Annotated in this window: 17 protein-coding genes; 4 read left to right on the top strand and 13 right to left on the bottom strand. The window is 61.1% G+C overall.

All coding sequences use genetic code 11. The features are described from left to right. Positions 1-9: 9 nt before the first annotated feature. The 4 genes from ACH2DG_RS04275 to ACH2DG_RS04260 all read right to left on the bottom strand — a co-directional run bounded on the left by ACH2DG_RS04275 (position 10) and on the right by ACH2DG_RS04260 (position 3,949). Complete coding sequence (locus ACH2DG_RS04275; RefSeq protein WP_395024458.1) at positions 10-1,167, bottom strand: acyl-CoA dehydrogenase family protein; 1,158 nt, start codon at positions 1,165-1,167, stop codon at positions 10-12. Between the two features lie 14 nt (positions 1,168-1,181). Continuing rightward, positions 1,182-2,159: a Bug family tripartite tricarboxylate transporter substrate binding protein gene (locus tag ACH2DG_RS04270; RefSeq protein ID WP_395024457.1), complete on the bottom strand. Its 978-nt coding sequence runs from the start codon at positions 2,157-2,159 to the stop codon at positions 1,182-1,184. 79 nt (positions 2,160-2,238) lie between these two features. Beyond that, positions 2,239-2,748, bottom strand: coding sequence for a MaoC family dehydratase (locus ACH2DG_RS04265; RefSeq protein ID WP_395024456.1), 510 nt, complete (start codon positions 2,746-2,748; stop codon positions 2,239-2,241). A gap of 25 nt (positions 2,749-2,773) precedes the next feature. Then, positions 2,774-3,949, bottom strand: coding sequence for a CaiB/BaiF CoA transferase family protein (locus ACH2DG_RS04260; protein ID WP_395024455.1), 1,176 nt, complete (start codon positions 3,947-3,949; stop codon positions 2,774-2,776). A gap of 106 nt (positions 3,950-4,055) precedes the next feature. Between ACH2DG_RS04260 and ACH2DG_RS04255 the strand changes: the two genes are divergently transcribed. Then, positions 4,056-4,955 (top strand): LysR family transcriptional regulator, encoded by a 900-nt coding sequence (locus ACH2DG_RS04255; protein WP_395024454.1) that lies wholly within the window; start codon positions 4,056-4,058, stop codon positions 4,953-4,955. Positions 4,956-5,014: 59 nt separating this feature from the next. Here the strand turns inward: ACH2DG_RS04255 and ACH2DG_RS04250 are convergent, their stop codons facing one another. The 8 genes from ACH2DG_RS04250 to ACH2DG_RS04215 form a co-directional block, all read right to left on the bottom strand. After that, the gene (locus ACH2DG_RS04250) at positions 5,015-5,509 is read right to left on the bottom strand and encodes a YcxB family protein (protein ID WP_395024453.1); all 495 of its coding nucleotides are present in this window, start codon (positions 5,507-5,509) and stop codon (positions 5,015-5,017) included. 180 nt (positions 5,510-5,689) lie between these two features. Next, the gene (typA, locus tag ACH2DG_RS04245) at positions 5,690-7,519 is read right to left on the bottom strand and encodes a translational GTPase TypA (RefSeq protein WP_395024452.1); all 1,830 of its coding nucleotides are present in this window, start codon (positions 7,517-7,519) and stop codon (positions 5,690-5,692) included. Further along, positions 7,516-8,547 carry a tRNA pseudouridine(55) synthase TruB gene (truB, locus tag ACH2DG_RS04240; RefSeq protein WP_395024451.1) on the bottom strand — a complete coding sequence of 344 codons (1,032 nt, stop codon included), beginning with the start codon at positions 8,545-8,547 and terminating at the stop codon, positions 7,516-7,518. The genes typA and truB overlap by 4 nt, the downstream gene beginning before the upstream one ends. Before the next feature lie 3 nt (positions 8,548-8,550). Further along, entirely contained in the window at positions 8,551-8,928 is a 378-nt protein-coding gene (gene rbfA, locus ACH2DG_RS04235) for a 30S ribosome-binding factor RbfA (protein ID WP_184709727.1), read from the bottom strand. 95 nt (positions 8,929-9,023) lie between these two features. Then, positions 9,024-11,870, bottom strand: coding sequence for a translation initiation factor IF-2 (infB, locus tag ACH2DG_RS04230; RefSeq protein WP_395024450.1), 2,847 nt, complete (start codon positions 11,868-11,870; stop codon positions 9,024-9,026). Positions 11,871-11,893: 23 nt separating this feature from the next. Continuing rightward, positions 11,894-13,378 (bottom strand): transcription termination factor NusA, encoded by a 1,485-nt coding sequence (gene nusA / locus ACH2DG_RS04225; RefSeq protein WP_224149351.1) that lies wholly within the window; start codon positions 13,376-13,378, stop codon positions 11,894-11,896. A gap of 69 nt (positions 13,379-13,447) precedes the next feature. Beyond that, a complete protein-coding gene (gene rimP, locus ACH2DG_RS04220; protein ID WP_395024449.1) occupies positions 13,448-14,044 on the bottom strand; it encodes a ribosome maturation factor RimP in 597 nt (198 codons plus the stop codon). A gap of 205 nt (positions 14,045-14,249) precedes the next feature. Continuing rightward, positions 14,250-14,615 carry a thioredoxin family protein gene (locus ACH2DG_RS04215; protein ID WP_395024448.1) on the bottom strand — a complete coding sequence of 122 codons (366 nt, stop codon included), beginning with the start codon at positions 14,613-14,615 and terminating at the stop codon, positions 14,250-14,252. 203 nt (positions 14,616-14,818) lie between these two features. Between ACH2DG_RS04215 and ACH2DG_RS04210 the strand changes: the two genes are divergently transcribed. Together ACH2DG_RS04210 and ACH2DG_RS04205 are read left to right on the top strand one after the other, a co-directional pair. Beyond that, positions 14,819-15,796: a DnaJ C-terminal domain-containing protein gene (locus ACH2DG_RS04210; protein WP_395024447.1), complete on the top strand. Its 978-nt coding sequence runs from the start codon at positions 14,819-14,821 to the stop codon at positions 15,794-15,796. 2 nt (positions 15,797-15,798) lie between these two features. Beyond that, positions 15,799-16,125 (top strand): MerR family transcriptional regulator, encoded by a 327-nt coding sequence (locus tag ACH2DG_RS04205; RefSeq protein ID WP_395024446.1) that lies wholly within the window; start codon positions 15,799-15,801, stop codon positions 16,123-16,125. A gap of 219 nt (positions 16,126-16,344) precedes the next feature. Here the strand turns inward: ACH2DG_RS04205 and ACH2DG_RS04200 are convergent, their stop codons facing one another. Next, positions 16,345-16,515 carry a hypothetical protein gene (locus ACH2DG_RS04200; RefSeq protein ID WP_224149356.1) on the bottom strand — a complete coding sequence of 57 codons (171 nt, stop codon included), beginning with the start codon at positions 16,513-16,515 and terminating at the stop codon, positions 16,345-16,347. Positions 16,516-16,870: 355 nt separating this feature from the next. Here ACH2DG_RS04200 and ACH2DG_RS04195 point away from each other — a divergent pair, with 355 nt between their 5' ends. After that, positions 16,871-17,485 (top strand): lipocalin family protein, encoded by a 615-nt coding sequence (locus ACH2DG_RS04195; protein ID WP_395024445.1) that lies wholly within the window; start codon positions 16,871-16,873, stop codon positions 17,483-17,485. Positions 17,486-17,544 lie beyond the last annotated feature (59 nt).

Genomic DNA, 17,544 nt, shown 5'->3' with positions numbered 1-17,544 from the left:
TCCTTGCGGTCAACGCAGGCCCAGGCCGCGCGCGATCATGCCGCGCAGAATGCTGCGGGTGCCGCCGCGCAGCGTGTAGCACGGCGAGACCAGGGTGAGGTAGTTCAGCGTCAGCATCAGCTCGTGCGGAATGGCGGCGCCATCCCGCGCCATCAGGTCATCGGCAATCGCGGCGGGAATGTACTGCTCCAGCACCGTCCCCTGGTCTTTGACGAGAGCGGCCTCCACGATGGGGCTCTGGCCCTGCACCAGCTTTTCCTGCACGGCCACGGACAGCGCGCGCAGCGGGGCCAGCCGCGTCAGGATCTGGCCTGCGAGCCTGAGCGATTCAGCGCGCGGCGACGCCTCGGTGCGCAAAAAGGCCAGCCACTGGTCAAACAGCACCACGGACGAGAACAGGCGCTCGGGCCCGCTGCGTTCAAACGCCAGTTCGGCCGTCACCTGCTCCCAGCCCTGCCCTTCGGCCCCCACCAGCGCATCGGGCGCCAGTTGCACGTTGTCGAAAAACACCTCGCAGAAATGGCTGTCGCCCGACATGTCTTCAATCGGCCGCACGGTCACACCGGGCAGGCTCAGGTCCACAATCAGCTGCGACAGGCCCTTGTGGCGGTCTGCCGCCTCGCCCGATGTGCGCACCAGCGCAATCATGTACTGGCAGTGCTGGGCGTTCGTTGTCCAGATTTTCTGACCATTGAGCAGCCACCCCGCGCCATTGGGCACGGCGCGCGTGCGCACACTGGCCAGGTCCGATCCGGCGTTGGGCTCGCTCATGCCGATGCAGAAAAAACTCTCGCCGCGCGCCACGGGCGGTACATAGCGCTGTTTTTGCGCCTCGGTGCCGTATTTCAGGATCAGCGGGGCACTCTGGCGCTCGGCAATCCAGTGCGAACCCACGGGCGCGCCGAAGTTCAGCAATTCCTCCACCACCACGTAGCGCGCAAAGGCGCCCTGTGCATGGCCACCGTAGGCGGTGGGAAAAGTCATGCCCAGCCAGCCTTTTTTGCCGAGCCGGCGGCTGAAGGCCGGGTCATAGCCACTCCAGGATTTGGCGCGGATATGCGCAGGAATGTCCTTGACCGCATCCTGCAGAAAGGCGCGCACTTCGGCGCGAAGAGCCTCGCCTTCCGGCGGAATGCGCGTCAGGCCCAGTCCGTTGAGAATTGTCATGGTCTTGCTTTCAATCAATCCAGAGACACGCCCGTGCTTTTGACCACCCCCGCCCAGCGCTTGATCTCGCTCTGGATGTAGTCGCTATACGCCTTGGGGGTGGAGCCCAGCGGCTCGGTGCCTTGCACGCGCAGCTTCTCCAGCACGCCCGGGTCCTTGAGGGCCTTCATCAACTCTGCGTTGAGGCGCTCCACGATCGCATCGGGCGTTCTGGCGGGCACCATCACGCCTTGCCAGGCACCGGCCTCGAACCCGGTCATGCCGCTTTCAGCCAGCGTAGGTGCGTTGGGAAAATTGGGAATGCGCGCCGCGGTGCTGACGGCCAGCAGCTTGAGCCTGCCATCCTTGATGAAGGGAGCTACCGAATTGATGGTGTCGGTCATGAAATCGATCTGGCCTGCTACCAGATCCACGTCAGCCGGAGCGCTGCCCTTGTAGGGAACATGACTTGCATCAATTTTGTAGTGCTGCACCACCTGAAACGCCGCCAGATGGGTGACATTGCCGTTGCCTGCCGAGCCATACGAGAGCTTGCCCTTGTTGTCCTGGGCGTACTTCACGAATTCCTGCACAGTGTTCGCGGGCACCTTGGGATTGACGACAAGCCCGAGCGGCACCACCGCCGTCAACGCCACCGGGCGCAGGTCCTTCGCCACGTCATAGCTCAGTTTCTTGTAGAGCGATGGGCTCAGCGCAATCGACGAGGTGTTGTAGAGCACGGTGTAGCCATCAGCCGGCGCCTTAGCCACCATTGCATTGCCGATGTTGCCATTGGCCCCGGGGCGGTTGTCCACGATGACCGACTGCCCCAGTTGCTGGCCCACCTGCTGCGCCAGCACACGCGCCACCATGTCCGTGGGCCCACCGGGTGGAAAGGGCACGATCAGCGTGATCGGCTTGCTCGGCCAGGTATCCTGCGCCTGCGCCGCACCACAGACGGCCGCCACGGTGACGGCGAGCAGCGCCGTGCCACGTAAAAATCCGTATTTCATTCTGTGTCTCCTGTCGTTTTCTCATCAAGACGCGAAAAAGGTCGGCAAAAGGTGCAACACCAACTGCAGCCGCGCAGGCCTATGCCCCTCGGCCCGCCAGCAGGCGCACGGCGGTATACACCATCACCTGCTGCTGCCGCTGGTTGTAGACCTCAATCCGCGATGTCACCACCGCGCGGCCACCTTTGCTCGTTGGCTTGATGTCGGTCACCTCCACCAGCGCCTCAACGGTGTCGCCCACCACCACCGGGGCCAGAATCTTCTGGTGCAGCTCCAGCATGGCCAGGCCCGTGCCCTGGATCATGCTTTGCAGGATGAAACCTTCGATCAGGGTGTAGGTGAGCGCGCCGGGCACCGGGCGGCCCTGTATGGCGCCGCCGTCGTAGCCGTCTTCGATGAAGATCGCTTCGAGCATGCCCGTGGTGTTGATGAAGTTGACCAGATCGGTCTCGGTCACGGTGCGGCGGAAGGTGCGCAGCTGCTGGCCCACCCGCAGGTCCTGCCAGACAAAGCCCTGCCCCATGCGCGGCGTGCCTGCCAGCACCGCCGCACGGTTTTCAGTAGAAGAAATCAGGTTGCTCACGCTCATTCTGTCTCCGCTTCATGCTATCTGTTCAGGAGTCCTTCGACTGCAAGGCCGCAATGCGCGCCTCGTCCCAGCCTGCCTCGCGCAGCAATGCCTGCGTGTGCTCGCCCAGGCGGGGCGGCATGCCGATGGCGGGCTGCGTACCGTTGATACGCACGGACGAGCGCGGAAACTTCACCACGCCCATCGCGGCGTCTTCCTTTTCCACAAAAAAGCCGGTGGCCTGCAGGTGCGGGTCATGGGGCAGATCGTCCATGCGCGCCACCGGCGCGGCAGGAATCTCCAGCTGCTCGCAGGTGGCCAGCCAATAGGCCGTGTCTTTTTGTGCAACGTAGCCGCTCATCGTCTCAAGCAGCTGCGCAATGTTGCGGGTACGCATTGCCTGCGTGGCAAAGCGCTCGTCCTGCGCCAGCTGGGGCTGGCCGATGGCCGCGAAAAAGCGGCGCCAGTGCGCGTCGGTATACGGCATCATGCAGACATGGCCGTCCTGCGTTCTGTAGGGCTTGCGCCAGGGTGCCATCACGCGCGGATAACCTGCACCGCTGAGTGCAGGGGTGAAATGCATGCCGTAGAAGTGCTCCACCAGGTTGAAACCCACCATGGTTTCGTACATGGGCACCTCCACAAAGCTGCCCTCGCCCGTGCGCTCTCGCTGGTACAGCGCCGCCAGCACCGCATGCGCACCCACAAGACCGCAGGTCTTGTCGGCCGCAATCGTGGGCAGGTAGCGGGCCTCACCCGTCTGGCGCTCCATCAGGTCTGCCAGGCCGCTCATGCCCTGGATCACATCGTCATAGGCAGGCAGGCCGGCATAGGGGCCGTCTTCGCCAAAACCGTGCAGGCCCACATAGATGAGGCGCGGGTACTGCCTGCGCAGGCTGTCCGGATCGAGCCCCAGCTTGGCGAGCTTTTGCGGCCGCATGCTGTGCATGAAGACATCGGCACCCTGCAAGAGTGCATGCAGCGCCGCCTGCGCCTCGGGCTTCTTCAGATCCAGCACCACACTCTTCTTGCTGCGGTTGGAGCCCATGAACATCGCCGCCATGCCCGGCTCCACCGCCGGGCCGGTGTAGCGCGTGGAATCACCCCCTGGCGGCTCGATCTTGATCACCTCCGCACCGTAATCGGCCAGCACCTGGCTGGCCATGGGGCCGAAAATCACGCTGGAAAGGTCCAGCACCCGCACGCCTGTCAATGCACCCAAGGCTTGTCTCCGTCGTTGTGGTGATAGCAATGGAGACGATTATTTGATATGTTTGACGCACATGTCTATGTCGTAATTGACAGCTGCTGATATGCAGGAGGTATCAATGGATCTGCGCCAGCTGCGCCACTTCGTCACCCTGGCGCAAACCCTGAACTACCGGCAAGCTGCCGAGCAGCTGCATATGTCGCAACCGCCCCTGTCACAATCCATCCGCAAGCTGGAAGACGACCTGGGAGTGCAATTGTTCGAACGCGACCGGCGCGGCACCGTGCTGAGCACCGCAGGCGTGGCGGCGCTGGAGAGCGCCAAACTGGCGCTCTACCATGCCCGGCAGGTCAAGGCCGTATCGCAGGCCACGGCCAGTGGCGAAATCGGCCGCTTGCACATCGGCTTCATCGGTTCGGCCACGTTTTCGCTGATTCCGCAGCTGGTACAGGCGTTCCGGGCGGCCTACCCCGCCATCGACTTGGTGTTGACCGAATCGACCACGCGAGAAATCTGCGCCCACGTTGCCAGTGGCGATTTCGATGCCGGCCTGCTGCGCTACCCGGTCACACAGGCCACGGATCTGTCCATCACCATGGTCGAGCCTGACCGCCTGATTGCCGCCCTGCCTGCCGGCAACCCACTGCTGATCAAGGACGAACTGCGGCTGATCGACCTGGCCCATGAACCCTTTGTGAACTACCGCCCGAGCGAAGTGCCCGGCCTGCACGCCCTGGTCGTGCTCGCCTGCCAGAATGCGGGCTTTCTGCCGCAGATCAAGCAGCACGCCGTGCAGGCGCAGACCCTGGTGAGCCTGGTTGGCGCGGGCCTGGGGGTTGCGCTGGTGCCCGCCGTGGTGGCCAAGGCAGCCACGCCCGGTGTCGTGTTCCGCGAGCTGGCCGATACCGCCAATCTGCCGCAGATCGGCATTGCACTGGCGCTGAATCAAAGGCAGCCAGTGGCAACCGCGCAGCGGCTGCGCGAGCTGCTGATGGATCAGCAGTACGGTGCACCATGAAGCTGCTGCCGTTGTGCAGCAATTGCCAGGATGCAGGCAGCGACGGAAAAGCAGAAAAACTAAGGCGTCGGCTGTCCGATCTGCGACGCACATTGCCGAAAATCGTCGATTGCAGCGGCATCGGCAAACCACGCCTTGGGCATCACCTCATACAGGTTGTCTGCGATGTACAGCAGAAAGACATTCCTGTCTTCCTTCCATTTGCAGTAGTTGGCCCAAGGCCGCTGGCTGCGTCCGCTCGGGCCTTGTCCCTGCAGGTGTTGCGCATCCCATGTCATCGTGAACGCACCCGACAGGTCCTTGTACTGCCCATGGAGTTTGTTCACCTTGTAGGGTACATAGAACTTCTCGGCCATCCATTGGCCCAGCAGACCGCCGATGCCCGCCGCCAGCACAACCAAGCCCCACCGATACACCAACGCAATACCCACCGCGCCTGCCAAGGCCAGCACTGCACAGCACAGATAGGCAATCCTGACGGCCCGGGCCCGATGCAATTGCTGCGCCTGCAGGTAAATCGTGGGAGTTATCCGTCCTGAAACAGTGTTTGCCATGGTCTCGCTCTACAACAGTTGGAGATTTATACCATTGCATCTGTTTGATACCGCAACACGTACGGCAGCGGATTGCCGGGCACCGCCACAGGTTGACGGCATGGCTGCCCAGAACGTGAAAAAGGCCGCAAATGCGGCCTTTGAGAGGTATCGGAGTGCTCTGCGGCACCCCAGCACGGATTACATACCTTCGCGCTGTGCACGCTTGCGGTCGTGTTCCTTCAGGTGGCGCTTGCGCACACGCAGGCTGACGGGGGTGATTTCCAGCAGCTCGTCGTCCTCGATGAACTCCACGCCGTATTCCAGCGACAGCTCGATAGGAGGCGTGATCTTGATCGCATCTTCCTTGCCCGAGACGCGGAAGTTGGTCAGCTGCTTGGTACGGGTGGCGTTCACCACCAGATCGTTGTCGCGGCTGTGGATGCCGACGATCATGCCTTCGTACACGGGATCGTTGGCCTTGACGAACATGCGGCCACGGTCGTCCAGCTTGCCCAGAGCGTAGGTGAAGATTTCACCGTCGTCCATCGAGATCAGCACGCCGTTCTTGCGACCGCCGATTTCGCCCTTGTAAGCCTCGTAGCTGTCGAAGATGTTGGAGATCAGGCCGGAACCACGGGTCAGATTCAGGAATTCGTTGGTGAAACCAATCAGGCCACGGGCTGGAATACGGTATTCCAGGCGGACACGGCCACGGCCATCGGGCTCCATGTTCACCAGTTCGCCCTTGCGCTCGCCCAGGGCCTGCATCACACCACCCTGGTGGCCTTCTTCGATGTCGGCAGTAACCAGCTCGATAGGCTCTTGCTTTTCGCCGTCCACCATCTTCATCACCACGCGCGGCTTGGAGACGGCCAGTTCATAGCCTTCGCGGCGCATTTCTTCCAGCAGAATGGTCAGGTGCAGTTCACCACGGCCAGACACTTCGAAGATACCGTCTTCGTCGGTTTCCTTGACGCGCAGCGCCACGTTGGAGCGCAGCTCCTTCTGCAGGCGGTCCCAGATCTGGCGGCTCGTCACGAACTTGCCTTCGCGGCCAGCCAGCGGCGAGGTATTCACGCAGAAGTTCATGGTCAGCGTGGGTTCGTCAATCTTCAGCATGGGCAGCGGCTGAGGATTGGAGATATCGGTGATGGTTTCGCCGATACCGATGTTTTCAATACCGCTGACCAGCACGATCTCGGAAGGGCCGGCTTCAGTGGCCTGCACGCGGTCGATGCCCTGGAAGGTGTGCACCTGGTTGATCTTGCCGTTGTAGCTCTTGCCATCCGGGCCCGCCATCACGGCCACTTGCTGGCCGGGCTTGAGCGTACCCTGGGTGATGCGGCCCACGCCGATACGGCCCACGAAGGTGGAGTAATCCAGTGCCGAAACCTGCATCTGCAGCGGTGCCGTGGCATCGCCTTGCACCGATGGCACGTGTTCCAGAATGGTTTCGAACAGGGCCGACATGTCGGGACCCCATTGCGCGCCGGGCTCGCCCTCTTCCTTGGACGACCAGCCATTGATGCCCGAGGCGTACACCACGGGGAAATCCAGCTGTTCATCGGTGGCGCCCAGCTTGTCGAACAGGTCGAACGCGGCGTTCACAACCTTATCGGGGTTGGCACCGGGCTTGTCCACCTTGTTCACCACTACGATAGGCTTGAGGCCCAGGGCCAGCGCCTTCTTGGTCACGAAACGCGTCTGGGGCATGGGGCCTTCCTGCGCATCGATCAGCAGCACCACGCCGTCCACCATGGACAGCGCACGCTCCACTTCACCACCGAAGTCCGCGTGGCCGGGGGTGTCGAGGATGTTGATGTGGGTGCCGTTCCACGACACGGCGCAGTTCTTGGCCAGAATGGTGATGCCACGCTCGCGTTCGATGGCATGGTTGTCCATCACGGTGTCCACGACCTTTTCGTGCTCGGCAAAAGTGCCGGACTGGCGCAGCAGTTGGTCAACCATGGTGGTCTTGCCATGGTCAACGTGGGCGATGATCGCAATATTGCGGATTTGTTTGCTCATGATGTTTCCAAAATGCCGCTGGCTTGTGGACGCGGCGTTCCTTCCAAAATTTGTTGAATCTCGATGGGGCTGAGAAGCCGGTCGGGAATGAGTTCCCGCGCCCGAATGTGCGCCACGCCCAGCAGTGCCGGTGGGTGGTCATTTGACTCCAGACCGCCCAGCGGCACCTCTCCGTAGACGGCAACAGCCTCCGCATCCGCCCAATCACCCCGCCGGCGCAGGCCGGACAGAAATCTGGCTGCATTATCGCCATCGAGCGTGACACGCGTGTGCGCCGCCAGCAACGTATCTGCCGGCAGTGCATATTGCAATCGCTCGGCGTCGGGCGTTGCCTCGATCTGTTCGATGGTGACGGTACGCGAGAGGTCAATGCCACCGGTCTCGATGCGGCGCAGGCTGCGCAGATGTGCGCCAGCCCCCAAGGCAGTGCCAATGTCTTCCGCCAGGGTACGCACATACGTGCCCTTGCTGCATTGAACCAGCATTTTGATGGCAACGAACGATTGCTCGTCTTCGCAGACTGTCAGCTCCAACCGATAGATGGTGACTGCGCGCGCTTCGCGCTCGACAGTGATGCCGGCACGTGCATATTCATACAGGGCCTTGCCATCGCGCTTCAAGGCGCTGTACATCGGCGGTACCTGCTGAATATCGCCGGTGAACTGCGCGGCAACCAGGGCCAGGCGTTCAGCGGTCAGGGCAGCGCGTTCTGCAGCACTCAGCTCCCAGGTCTGAACCACATCCCCTTCGGCATCGCCGGTGGTGGTGGTGGCGCCCAGGCACATCAAGGCCTCGTAGGTCTTGGGCGCATCGAGCTGCAGCTGGCTGAACTTGGTGGCCGCGCCAAAGCACAACGGCAGCACGCCGGTCGCAAGCGGATCGAGCGTGCCGGTGTGGCCAGCCTTTTCAGCGCGCAGCAACCACTTCACTTTCTGCAAAGCGTCGTTACTGGACAGGCCAATGGGTTTGTCAAGCAGCACCACCCCATGCACAGGGCGCCGCTGCACCCTGGTGCGAGTGGCGTTCATGCTTCAACCTTCTTCGGGGCCGCGCGACGCCACTGCCTTGGCGATCAAGGCATTCATGTCGGCCGCACGCTCGGTGGTGCGGTCGTAGATGAAGTGCAAGGTCGGCACGGTATGGATGTGCAGGCGCTTGAACAGCCCATTGCGCAGGAAACCTGCGGCCTGGTTCAACGCGTCCTGGGTCTGATCCGGATCACCCACCAGCAGGCTGAAGTACACCTTGGCGTGGGCATAGTCCGGCGTCACCTCCACGGCTTGCAGGGTCACCATGCCGACGCGCGGGTCCTTCAACTCGCGGGCGATCAACTCCGACAGATCCCGCTGGATCTGGTCGGAGACTTTGAAGCTGCGGTTCGGTGCAGCAGATTTGCGTTTGGTTGCCATGTATAAAAAGTGAGCTGAAGGCGCTTGTCTTACAAGGGGCTCAGAGTCTTTTCAACCCCAAACCCTTGTGCGACTTGCGCCAGCAGCTATCGCCTTTAGAGCGTACGGGCGATTTCCTTGATCTCGAAGACTTCCAGCATGTCGCCTTCTTTGATGTCGTTGTAGTTGCGCAGCTTGATACCGCACTCGAAGCCTTCCTTGACTTCCTTGACATCGTCCTTCATGCGGCGCAGCGACTCGATCTCACCCGTGTAAATGACCACATTGTCGCGCAGCAGGCGGAAGTGCGCGCTGCGGGTGACATGGCCCTGGGTGATGTACGATCCCGCCACGGTACCGATCTTGGAAGCCACGAACACGGTGCGGATCTCGGCCATACCGATGATCTCTTCGCGCTGCTCGGGAGCCAGCATGCCGGACATGGCCGCCTTCAACTCATCGACAGCGTCGTAGATGATGTTGTAGTAGCGGATGTCGACATCATTGCCTTCAGCCGTCTTGCGAGCCTGGGTGTCTGCACGCACATTGAAGCCGATGACGATGGCCTTGGAAGCCAGTGCCAGGTTGACGTCGGATTCGGAGATACCACCGACACCGGCATACACCATCTGCACCTTGACTTCGTCGGTCGACAGCTTGAGCAGCGAAGCAGCCAGTGCCTCCTGCGAGCCCTGGGTATCGGCCTTGATGATGATCGGCAAGGTCTGCACATTGCCTGCGCCCATCTCGGCGAACATGTTCTCCAGCTTGGCGGCTTGCTGCTTGGCCAGCTTGGTGTTGCGGAACTTGCCGGCACGGTATGTCGCAATTTCACGGGCGCGGCGCTCATCGGGCAGCACCATGAAGTCGTCACCAGCTTGTGGCACATCGGACAGACCCTGGATTTCGACCGGGATCGAAGGACCTGCATCCTTGGCAGTCTTGCCGTCCTCGTCCACCATGGCGCGCACGCGGCCATAGGTCTGGCCCGCCAGCACCACGTCGCCCACCTTGAGGGTACCCGACTGCACCAGCACCGTGGCCACAGGGCCGCGGCCCTTGTCCAGCTGGGCTTCGATCACGATACCCTTGGCATTGGCGTCCACGGGAGCCTTCAGCTCGAGCACTTCGGCCTGCAGCAGCACCTGTTCGAGCAGCTCGTCGATGCCCTGACCGGTCTTGGAGGACACGGCAACGAATGGCGAATCACCACCGTATTCTTCTGGAACCACCTCCTCCACGACCAGCTCCTGCTTGACGCGGTCTGGATTGGCTTCGGGCTTGTCTGCCTTGGTGATGGCCACCACGATAGGAACACCAGCCGCCTTGGCGTGCTTGATGGCTTCCTTGGTCTGGGGCATCACGCCGTCGTCGGCAGCCGCCACCAGAATCACGATGTCCGTGGACTGGGCACCACGGGCACGCATGGCCGTGAAGGCCTCGTGACCTGGGGTATCCAGGAAGGTGACCACGCCGCGCGGTGTTTCCACATGGTAGGCACCGATGTGCTGGGTAATGCCACCGGCTTCGCCCGCAGCCACCTTGGTGCGACGGATATAGTCCAGCAGCGAGGTCTTGCCGTGGTCGACGTGGCCCATCACGGTCACCACAGGGGCGCGTGGCAGGGCTTCGGCTTCGGCCTGGTTCTCTTCCTCGACGGTGAATGCTTCTGGATCATCCAACGCAGCCACGTGCGCCTTGTGACCCATTTCCTCCACGACGATCATCGCGGTGTCCTGGTCCAGCGGCTGGTTGATGGTGACCATCTGGCCCATCTTCATCAGCGCCTTGATCACTTCGGATGCCTTGATGGCCATCTTGTGGGCCAGTTCGGCCACGGTGATCGTCTCGGGCACATGAACGTCCAGCACGCGAACTTCCACGGGCGCAGCGGCCTGGCTGTGGTCATTGCGGCCATTGCCTCGGCGACCGCCACCACGGGGGCCGGCGCGCCAGTTGTTGCCGCGGTTGCCCACGCCGCCGGAGCTGTCGCCGCGGGTCTTGATTTCCTTCTTCTTGCCGTTGTCGTTCTGGTTGCTCCAGCTCGATGACAGCTTGGCCGACTTGACTTCCTTGTTGACGCCAGCACCCGGACCCGTCTTGGCAGCACCCGCCGCACCCGTAGTGGCAGGCTTGTGCAGGGTACCCTTCTTGGCGTCAGCCGGCTTGACGTCCTTCTTCTCTTCCGAAGGCTTCTTGGCCACGAGCACCTTCTTGGGCGCATTCATCATGGCGCGGATGGCTTCGGCCTCGGCCAGCGCCTTGCGGCGACGGTCGTCCAGGTCTGCAGCGCGTGCAGTCTCTTCCGCAGCACGGGCGAGGGACTCTTCCTCGGCCTTGCGCTTGGCATCAGCCTGTGCCTCGGCGCGAGCTGCAGCTTCTGCGGCGTGCTCGCGCTTTTCTTCCTCCTTGGCAGCCTTGGCTTCAGCAGCCTTGGCGACTTCGGCAGCAGCGTACGCGGCAGCGCGCTCTTCGGCTTCACGCTCCTTGCGTTCGCGTTCTTCACGCGCAGCACGTTCCTGGGCCAGATCAGCCTCTTGCTGGCTGATCGAATCGGCTTCGCGGCGAGCTTCTTCCTCGCGCTTGACCAGATCGGCCTTGTGCTCGGCTTCCTTCTGCTTGGCTTCGGCGTGCTTGATGGCTTCTTCCGAATTGGCTTCCACCACATCATCGCGCTTGACGAAGGTGCGCTTCTTGCGCACTTCGACCTGGATGGTGCGAGCCTTGCCCGTGGCATCGGCCTGCTTGATCTCGCTGGTCGACTTCTTGGTCAAGGTGATCTTCTTGCGGTCTGCAGAGCCATGAACAGCCTGCAGATGCGTCAGCAGCTTTTGCTTGTCTGCCTCAGTCAGTGCATCGGACGCAGCTTGCTTGGGCAGGCCTGCAGATTGCAGTTGCTCCAGCAAGGTTTCCGGCGATTTTTTGAGTTCAGCGGCGAACTCAGCAACAGTATTACTCGACATATCTTGTTCCGTGCCTCCCGACCTTATTCCTGTCCATCAAACCAGTGCTCGCGCGCCTTCAAAATCAAGGCCTTCGCGTCTTCTTCTGACTGGCCGGTCAGCTCGGTCAATTCATCAATGGCCAGATCGGCCAGGTCGTCGCGCGTGTGGATTCCACCAGCTTCCAGTTGGGTCACCAACTCAGGCGTCATCCCTTCGAGATCACGCAATTCTTGGGAAACACCGGCAACACTCTCTTCACGGGCAATGTCCATCGTCAGCAGCGCATCCTTGGCGCGCGAACGCAGTTCATTGACCGTTTCTTCGTCAAAACGCTCGATCTCCAGCATTTCCTGCAGCGGCACATAGGCCACTTCTTCCAGGCTGGAGAAGCCCTCCTCGATCAGGATGTCGGCGATTTCCTCGTCCACATCCAGCTTTTCCATGAACAGCTTGCGCGAGGTGCTGGTTTCCTCTTCCTGCTTGAGGGCAGATTCGGCAGCATCCATGATGTTGATCTTCCAACCCGTGAGGTCAGAAGCCAGGCGCACGTTCTGGCCGCCGCGTCCGATGGCAATGGCGAGGTTTTCCTCGTCCACCACCACGTCCATGGCGTGCTTTTCCTCATCCACCACGATCGATGACACATTGGCAGGCGCCAGTGCACCGATCACGAACTGTGCAGGGTCCTCGGACCACAGCACGATGTCGACACGTTCGCCAGCCAGCTCGTTCGTCACCACATTGACCCGGCTGCCGCGCACGCCGACGCAGGTACCGATCGGATCGATGCGCTTGTCGTGGCTGAGCACGGCAATCTTGGCACGGCTGCCTGGATCACGGGCACAGCTCTTGATCTCCAGCAGGCCTTGTTCGATCTCGGGCACTTCGTTGCGGAACAGTTCCACCATGAATTCAGGGGCCGAACGCGACAAGAGGATCGGCGCGCCACGCAAGGTCAAATCCACGTCCATGATCATGGCGCGCACACGGTCGCCATTGCGCAGATTTTCCTTCGGAATCATTTCCGCACGACGCAGCCGGCCTTCGACGCGGCCCGATTCCACGATCAGGTCGCCCTTGTCCATGCGCTTGACGGTGCCCGAGAAGATCTTGTCGCCACGCGCCATGAACTCGTTGAGCAGCATTTCACGCTCGGCGTCACGGATCTTCTGCAGGATGACCTGCTTGGCAGCCATCGCACCGATGCGGCCGATGGGCAGGGATTCGATCTGCTCTTCCAGGAAATCTCCAATCTGTGCATCGGGCTTGCGGTCCACCGCATCCATCAGCATTTCTTCGGCTTCCGGGTTCTGCAGACCAGCGTCGTCAGGCACCACCAGCCAGCGGCGGAAGGTGTCATAGTCGCCCGTATCGCGGTCGATGGCCACACGCACATCCACTTCGCCTTCATACAACTTCTTGGTTGCCTGGGCCAGGGCAGATTCCACAGCGCCAAAAACCACATCGCGCTCAACGTTCTTTTCGCGCGCGATGGCATCCACCAGCATCAACAATTCGCGATTCATGCGACGACTCTCCTATTTCAATCTTCAAACAGAAAGTGGAGAACAGACCCACTTCCCATAGCACTCGATTCAGCCCTGCTCATCGGCAGCAGGCGCTGCAGCACGGCCTTTGAAACTGACAATGGGCGCCAGGCGTGCCTCGCGCAATTCCTCCAGCGTGAACCCCATGCTTTGCAGCGGTGCAGGCGGACGCTTCTTGCTGACACGCGCACCGGGCTTGACCGGTGGTGCATCGCTCCAGACGATCTGCCAGCCACCAGTTTCGGTACGCTCCAGCGTGCCGCGGAATTTCTTGCGATTGGCGCTGATGCCAGTACCTTCGGCGGCGGCGCCAATGGCCTCCTTCAAGGTCAGGTCAATCACCTCGCCGGTAAAGCGGATGAAATCCTGCTCATGGCGCAGCGGGCGATCAATGCCGGGCGAGGAAACTTCCAGGCGCGAATAATCAACACCATCGACTTCAAGAGCAAACTGCAATTGGCGGGTGACTTTCTCGCAATCCTCAACCGTCACAAACTGTTCTGGCATACCCTCGGGGCGGAGGTCTTCCGCTGCCCACGGCAGATCGATGGTGATACGCAGCAGGCCACTGGCGGAGCGCTCGATCTCCACCAGGTCATAGCCCAGACCAGTTACTGTTTGTAAGGCGATTTCTTGCAAGCTCACGTGTAATATTTATCCCGCAAATACGAAAAACCCGAGAGCCACGGAAAGTTACACATTCCGCAGCTTCGAGCCGAAAAACATGCGACCAAAAAAAACGGGCGGTTGGCACCGCCCGGTTGGTCGTGTATTACATCCATTATAGGGGCAAACCAGTAGCATTGCAACGACTGGACACCGATTGCATACCCACGTGCATTCCCCGCCATCAAGCCCGCGCGGCCAGCAGTTGTCGCACATTGGCCAGCAATGCATGGGCCGCATCCCCCGGAGGCAGCGCAGGCGCTCCAGATGCGGCAAAACGCTCCAGCATGCGCTGCAAGATGCCGATCTGCGGCAGCAACGGCCCTAAAAACACCGGCTGGTCGCCCTGCCCCACAAGCACCGTGGGAAACGTCGCAATATCCAGATCGCCCACTACGTCTTCCTCGTCTTCCACATCCAGCCAGACGAACTGCATGGAAGGCAATTGCGCCGCCAGCACGTCAAACACCGGTTGGTACTCCTTGCAGGTACCACACCATTGAGCGCACAGACATACCACCAGCCAGGGTGCAGACGCAGCCTCTGTCATACGGACTTTCCCCTTCAGCAATTGCAAAGCCGTGTTTGTACCACCATTGGCAAGCCCGAATCCCAGGTATTAATTTGCAAAACCTGGCACTGCAGACTTGAATCATTGAAAAAAACTACCATTTTGTGCTTATTCGGTTGCACACTGGACAATGCAATGGCCAGTGAACGCAGCCAGCCAAAAATCGGGAGCACTCATTCACCATGGATAGCAAAAACTACTACCAAGTTCTCGGAGTGGACAAAAAGGCCTCGGCGGACGATATCAAAAAGGCGTACCGCAAGCTGGCCCGCAAATACCACCCCGACATCAGCAAGGAAAAGGATGCCGACAAACGTATGGCCGAATTGAACGAGGCCAATGCCGTGCTGTCGGATGCGGAAAAGCGCGCCGAGTATGACGCCATGCTGGACGCGCCGCGCGGGTTTGCAGGCGGAGCGCGCGCTGGCAACCCGTTCCAGAACACCGAAGGATTCAACCCGGGCGATTTCAATTTCAGCCGCCAGCACATGGACGGCGACGCCGACTACAGCGATTTCTTCAACCAGATGTTCGGTCAGGCCCGTGCCCAGCGCGGTGCTGGCGGGCCCGGCAGTGCGGGCGGCCGCATGCCGCCCATGCGTGGCGAGGACCAGCACGCCAGCATTGAGCTGGATCTGATCGACAGTTACCAGGGGGTCGAGCGCATGCTGACCCTGCACGGCCGCCAGGTGGACGAGCACGGCGACGTCATCACGAAAGAGCGCCAGTTGCAGGTCAAGATACCCAAGGGCGTGCGCGAAGGTCAGATGATCCGACTGGCCGGCCAGGGTGGCCAGGGCTACAACGGCGGCGAAGCGGGCGATTTGCTGCTGGAAGTGCATTTTCGCGCCGACAAGCGCTGGCGCACGGAAGGCAAGGATGTCTACATGCCCCTGCCCGTGGCGCCATGGGAGGCTGCAATTGGCGGCTCTGCCGAGGTGAATACGCCTGCCGGCACGCTGGAAGTGACCATTCCCGCCGGCTGGTCGGCTGGGCGAAAGCTGCGCCTCAAAGGCAAGGGACTGCCCGCCGCAACGCCGGGTGACCTGTACCTGGAGCTGCAGTTGACCACGCCGCCAGCGGACAGCGCAGAGGCCAAGGCCGCCTACGAGGCGTTTGCCCAGGCCTTTCCCCGCTTCCAGCCCCGCCAAGGAGTCTGAATATGAACCACTACACCGCCAGCATTCACACCACCACGCTGGAAATCCTGGACGACGACGCGCTGGATGCCGTTACCCTGGCCCGCGCCTGCCACCGCAGCGTGGAATGGGTGCAGGCCCGCGTCGTGGACGGCGTGCTCACCCCCAGCACCGGCACCCGCCACGCCACCGCCGTGACCAGTTGGCGCTTTGCCAGCCCCTCCATCGTGCGCGCCAGACGCGTGGCACAGCTCGAGCGCATGTACGATGCCGACCCGCAACTGGCCGCAATGACCGTGGACCTGATGGAAGAAGTGCTGGAGCTGCGCCGCAAGCTCCAAGGCTTCTGACAGCTCCGAACCCAAGGCACCACGCCATGCCTTGAGAAGCAGCCAGGGCTTCACAGGCTGATGCCGACAGCACCGCACAGACAATAAAAAACCGCACCCTATGGTGCGGTTTTTTGTATGACAGCCGGCGGAAAATGCGCCATCCGCATGCCGCGCCTGATCGTGGCAAGCGCGGCATGCGGACGGCACAAAAACGGTTCGCCGCCGCTGCGGGGCGAATTAACCGCCCTTGTGCGTACGCTTGCCTGGGTTCTTCTTGGTGCGGGTAGCCACACCACGAGCGCGGCTCGACTTTTGACCGCGGCCTGGAGTAGGCAGGCTCTTGCCATTGGGCAGAGCAGGTTGAGGGGTGAACTTGCGATCAGCTTCCGTAACGATTTTATTGCCCATGCTGGGACCTCGCGATAAAGACAAAACCCTTATTAGGCCACAGAAGCAGCGGAACAGAGAAAAACCAGAGACTAAATCCCACGCATTCGTGCGAAATTAGCCGACTAAACCACGCCAACACCTTGTTTTTCAATAGCCTCATTGCATGGCATTCACGAGGGTGCTTGTAAATTTCTTGAACCTGCTTACGATCCTGTGATCAATCAAGCCATCGAGACTTGCACAAATTCAGCCCAGGCCCCATGTTTTGGCCGCGAGAATACGTCTGTAGACGCCCGTCTGCCTGCTTGTGTGCCTGTCTGTTTGTTTGTGCCAGTCCCGCCCATTGTTTATTGCTTGAGGAGAGAGGTTTTCTATGGATGAGCGAGAACCGCAAGATTCCCAGCCTGGCCGCGCGCCGTGGCTGCCTTTGGTCACTGTGGGTCTGTCGACCCTTGCGGCCTATGCGGTGTACCGGTGGTTCGGCAACCATTCCAGCAAGGTGGTGCCCGCCGCGCAGATCGAGCCGGTGTCCGACTTTGACGTGGAGCGCTTCGTTGGCGACTGGTATGAGATCGCGCGCATTGAAAAAGGCCTGGGCAAGCCGCTGACCCGTTCGCGCATCGAATACGAATTGCAAGACGACGGCAGCCTGTCCATCACCATGCGGGGCTTTCACGCCGGCACCCACCGCTGGGTGGAATCCACTGGCAATGCGCGCTTTGTCGGGTCCCCGCACTTTGGTGCAATGAAGGCATCTTTCCTTGGCCCGTTCTATGAGGGCTACCACATTGTCGCCATCGATCCGAACTACCAGTGGGCCATGATCATGGGTGACACCACCGATTCGTTCAAGTTGCTCTCGCGCGAGCCGGTGCTGGATGGCGAAACCACCGAACTGCTGCTCTACCAGGCAGAGTTGATGGGCGTGGAGGCCGAACGCATCCATTGGGTGATGCAGGACGGCGTGAATCCGACTGGGCAGTGGTAAGGGATAAAAACCCATTCTGGCGCGCATCCATAAAACACCAATAGCTATCAAATTAATAC

The organism is Comamonas odontotermitis (assembly GCF_040396735.1).
In the GTDB taxonomy this organism is placed as follows: Bacteria; Pseudomonadota; Gammaproteobacteria; order Burkholderiales; family Burkholderiaceae_C; genus Comamonas; species Comamonas odontotermitis_C.
This window is presented reverse-complemented; position numbering and strand designations above follow the sequence as displayed.

Excerpts from the sequence above, each read along its gene's own strand:
- typA (WP_395024452.1), bottom strand. The coding sequence starts at position 7,519 with ATGAGCAAACAAATCCGCAATATTGCGATCATCGCCCACGTTGACCAT.
- truB (WP_395024451.1), bottom strand. The coding sequence starts at position 8,547 with ATGAACGCCACTCGCACCAGGGTGCAGCGGCGCCCTGTGCATGGGGTG.
- ACH2DG_RS04275 (WP_395024458.1), bottom strand. The coding sequence starts at position 1,167 with ATGACAATTCTCAACGGACTGGGCCTGACGCGCATTCCGCCGGAAGGC.
- ACH2DG_RS04215 (WP_395024448.1), bottom strand. The coding sequence starts at position 14,615 with ATGACAGAGGCTGCGTCTGCACCCTGGCTGGTGGTATGTCTGTGCGCT.
- ACH2DG_RS04210 (WP_395024447.1), top strand. The coding sequence starts at position 14,819 with ATGGATAGCAAAAACTACTACCAAGTTCTCGGAGTGGACAAAAAGGCC.
- ACH2DG_RS04250 (WP_395024453.1), bottom strand. The coding sequence starts at position 5,509 with ATGGCAAACACTGTTTCAGGACGGATAACTCCCACGATTTACCTGCAG.
- ACH2DG_RS04270 (WP_395024457.1), bottom strand. The coding sequence starts at position 2,159 with ATGAAATACGGATTTTTACGTGGCACGGCGCTGCTCGCCGTCACCGTG.
- rbfA (WP_184709727.1), bottom strand. The coding sequence starts at position 8,928 with ATGGCAACCAAACGCAAATCTGCTGCACCGAACCGCAGCTTCAAAGTC.
- ACH2DG_RS04195 (WP_395024445.1), top strand. The coding sequence starts at position 16,871 with ATGGATGAGCGAGAACCGCAAGATTCCCAGCCTGGCCGCGCGCCGTGG.
- nusA (WP_224149351.1), bottom strand. The coding sequence starts at position 13,378 with ATGAATCGCGAATTGTTGATGCTGGTGGATGCCATCGCGCGCGAAAAG.
- ACH2DG_RS04265 (WP_395024456.1), bottom strand. The coding sequence starts at position 2,748 with ATGAGCGTGAGCAACCTGATTTCTTCTACTGAAAACCGTGCGGCGGTG.
- infB (WP_395024450.1), bottom strand. The coding sequence starts at position 11,870 with ATGTCGAGTAATACTGTTGCTGAGTTCGCCGCTGAACTCAAAAAATCG.
- ACH2DG_RS04255 (WP_395024454.1), top strand. The coding sequence starts at position 4,056 with ATGGATCTGCGCCAGCTGCGCCACTTCGTCACCCTGGCGCAAACCCTG.
- ACH2DG_RS04200 (WP_224149356.1), bottom strand. The coding sequence starts at position 16,515 with ATGGGCAATAAAATCGTTACGGAAGCTGATCGCAAGTTCACCCCTCAA.
- ACH2DG_RS04205 (WP_395024446.1), top strand. The coding sequence starts at position 15,799 with ATGAACCACTACACCGCCAGCATTCACACCACCACGCTGGAAATCCTG.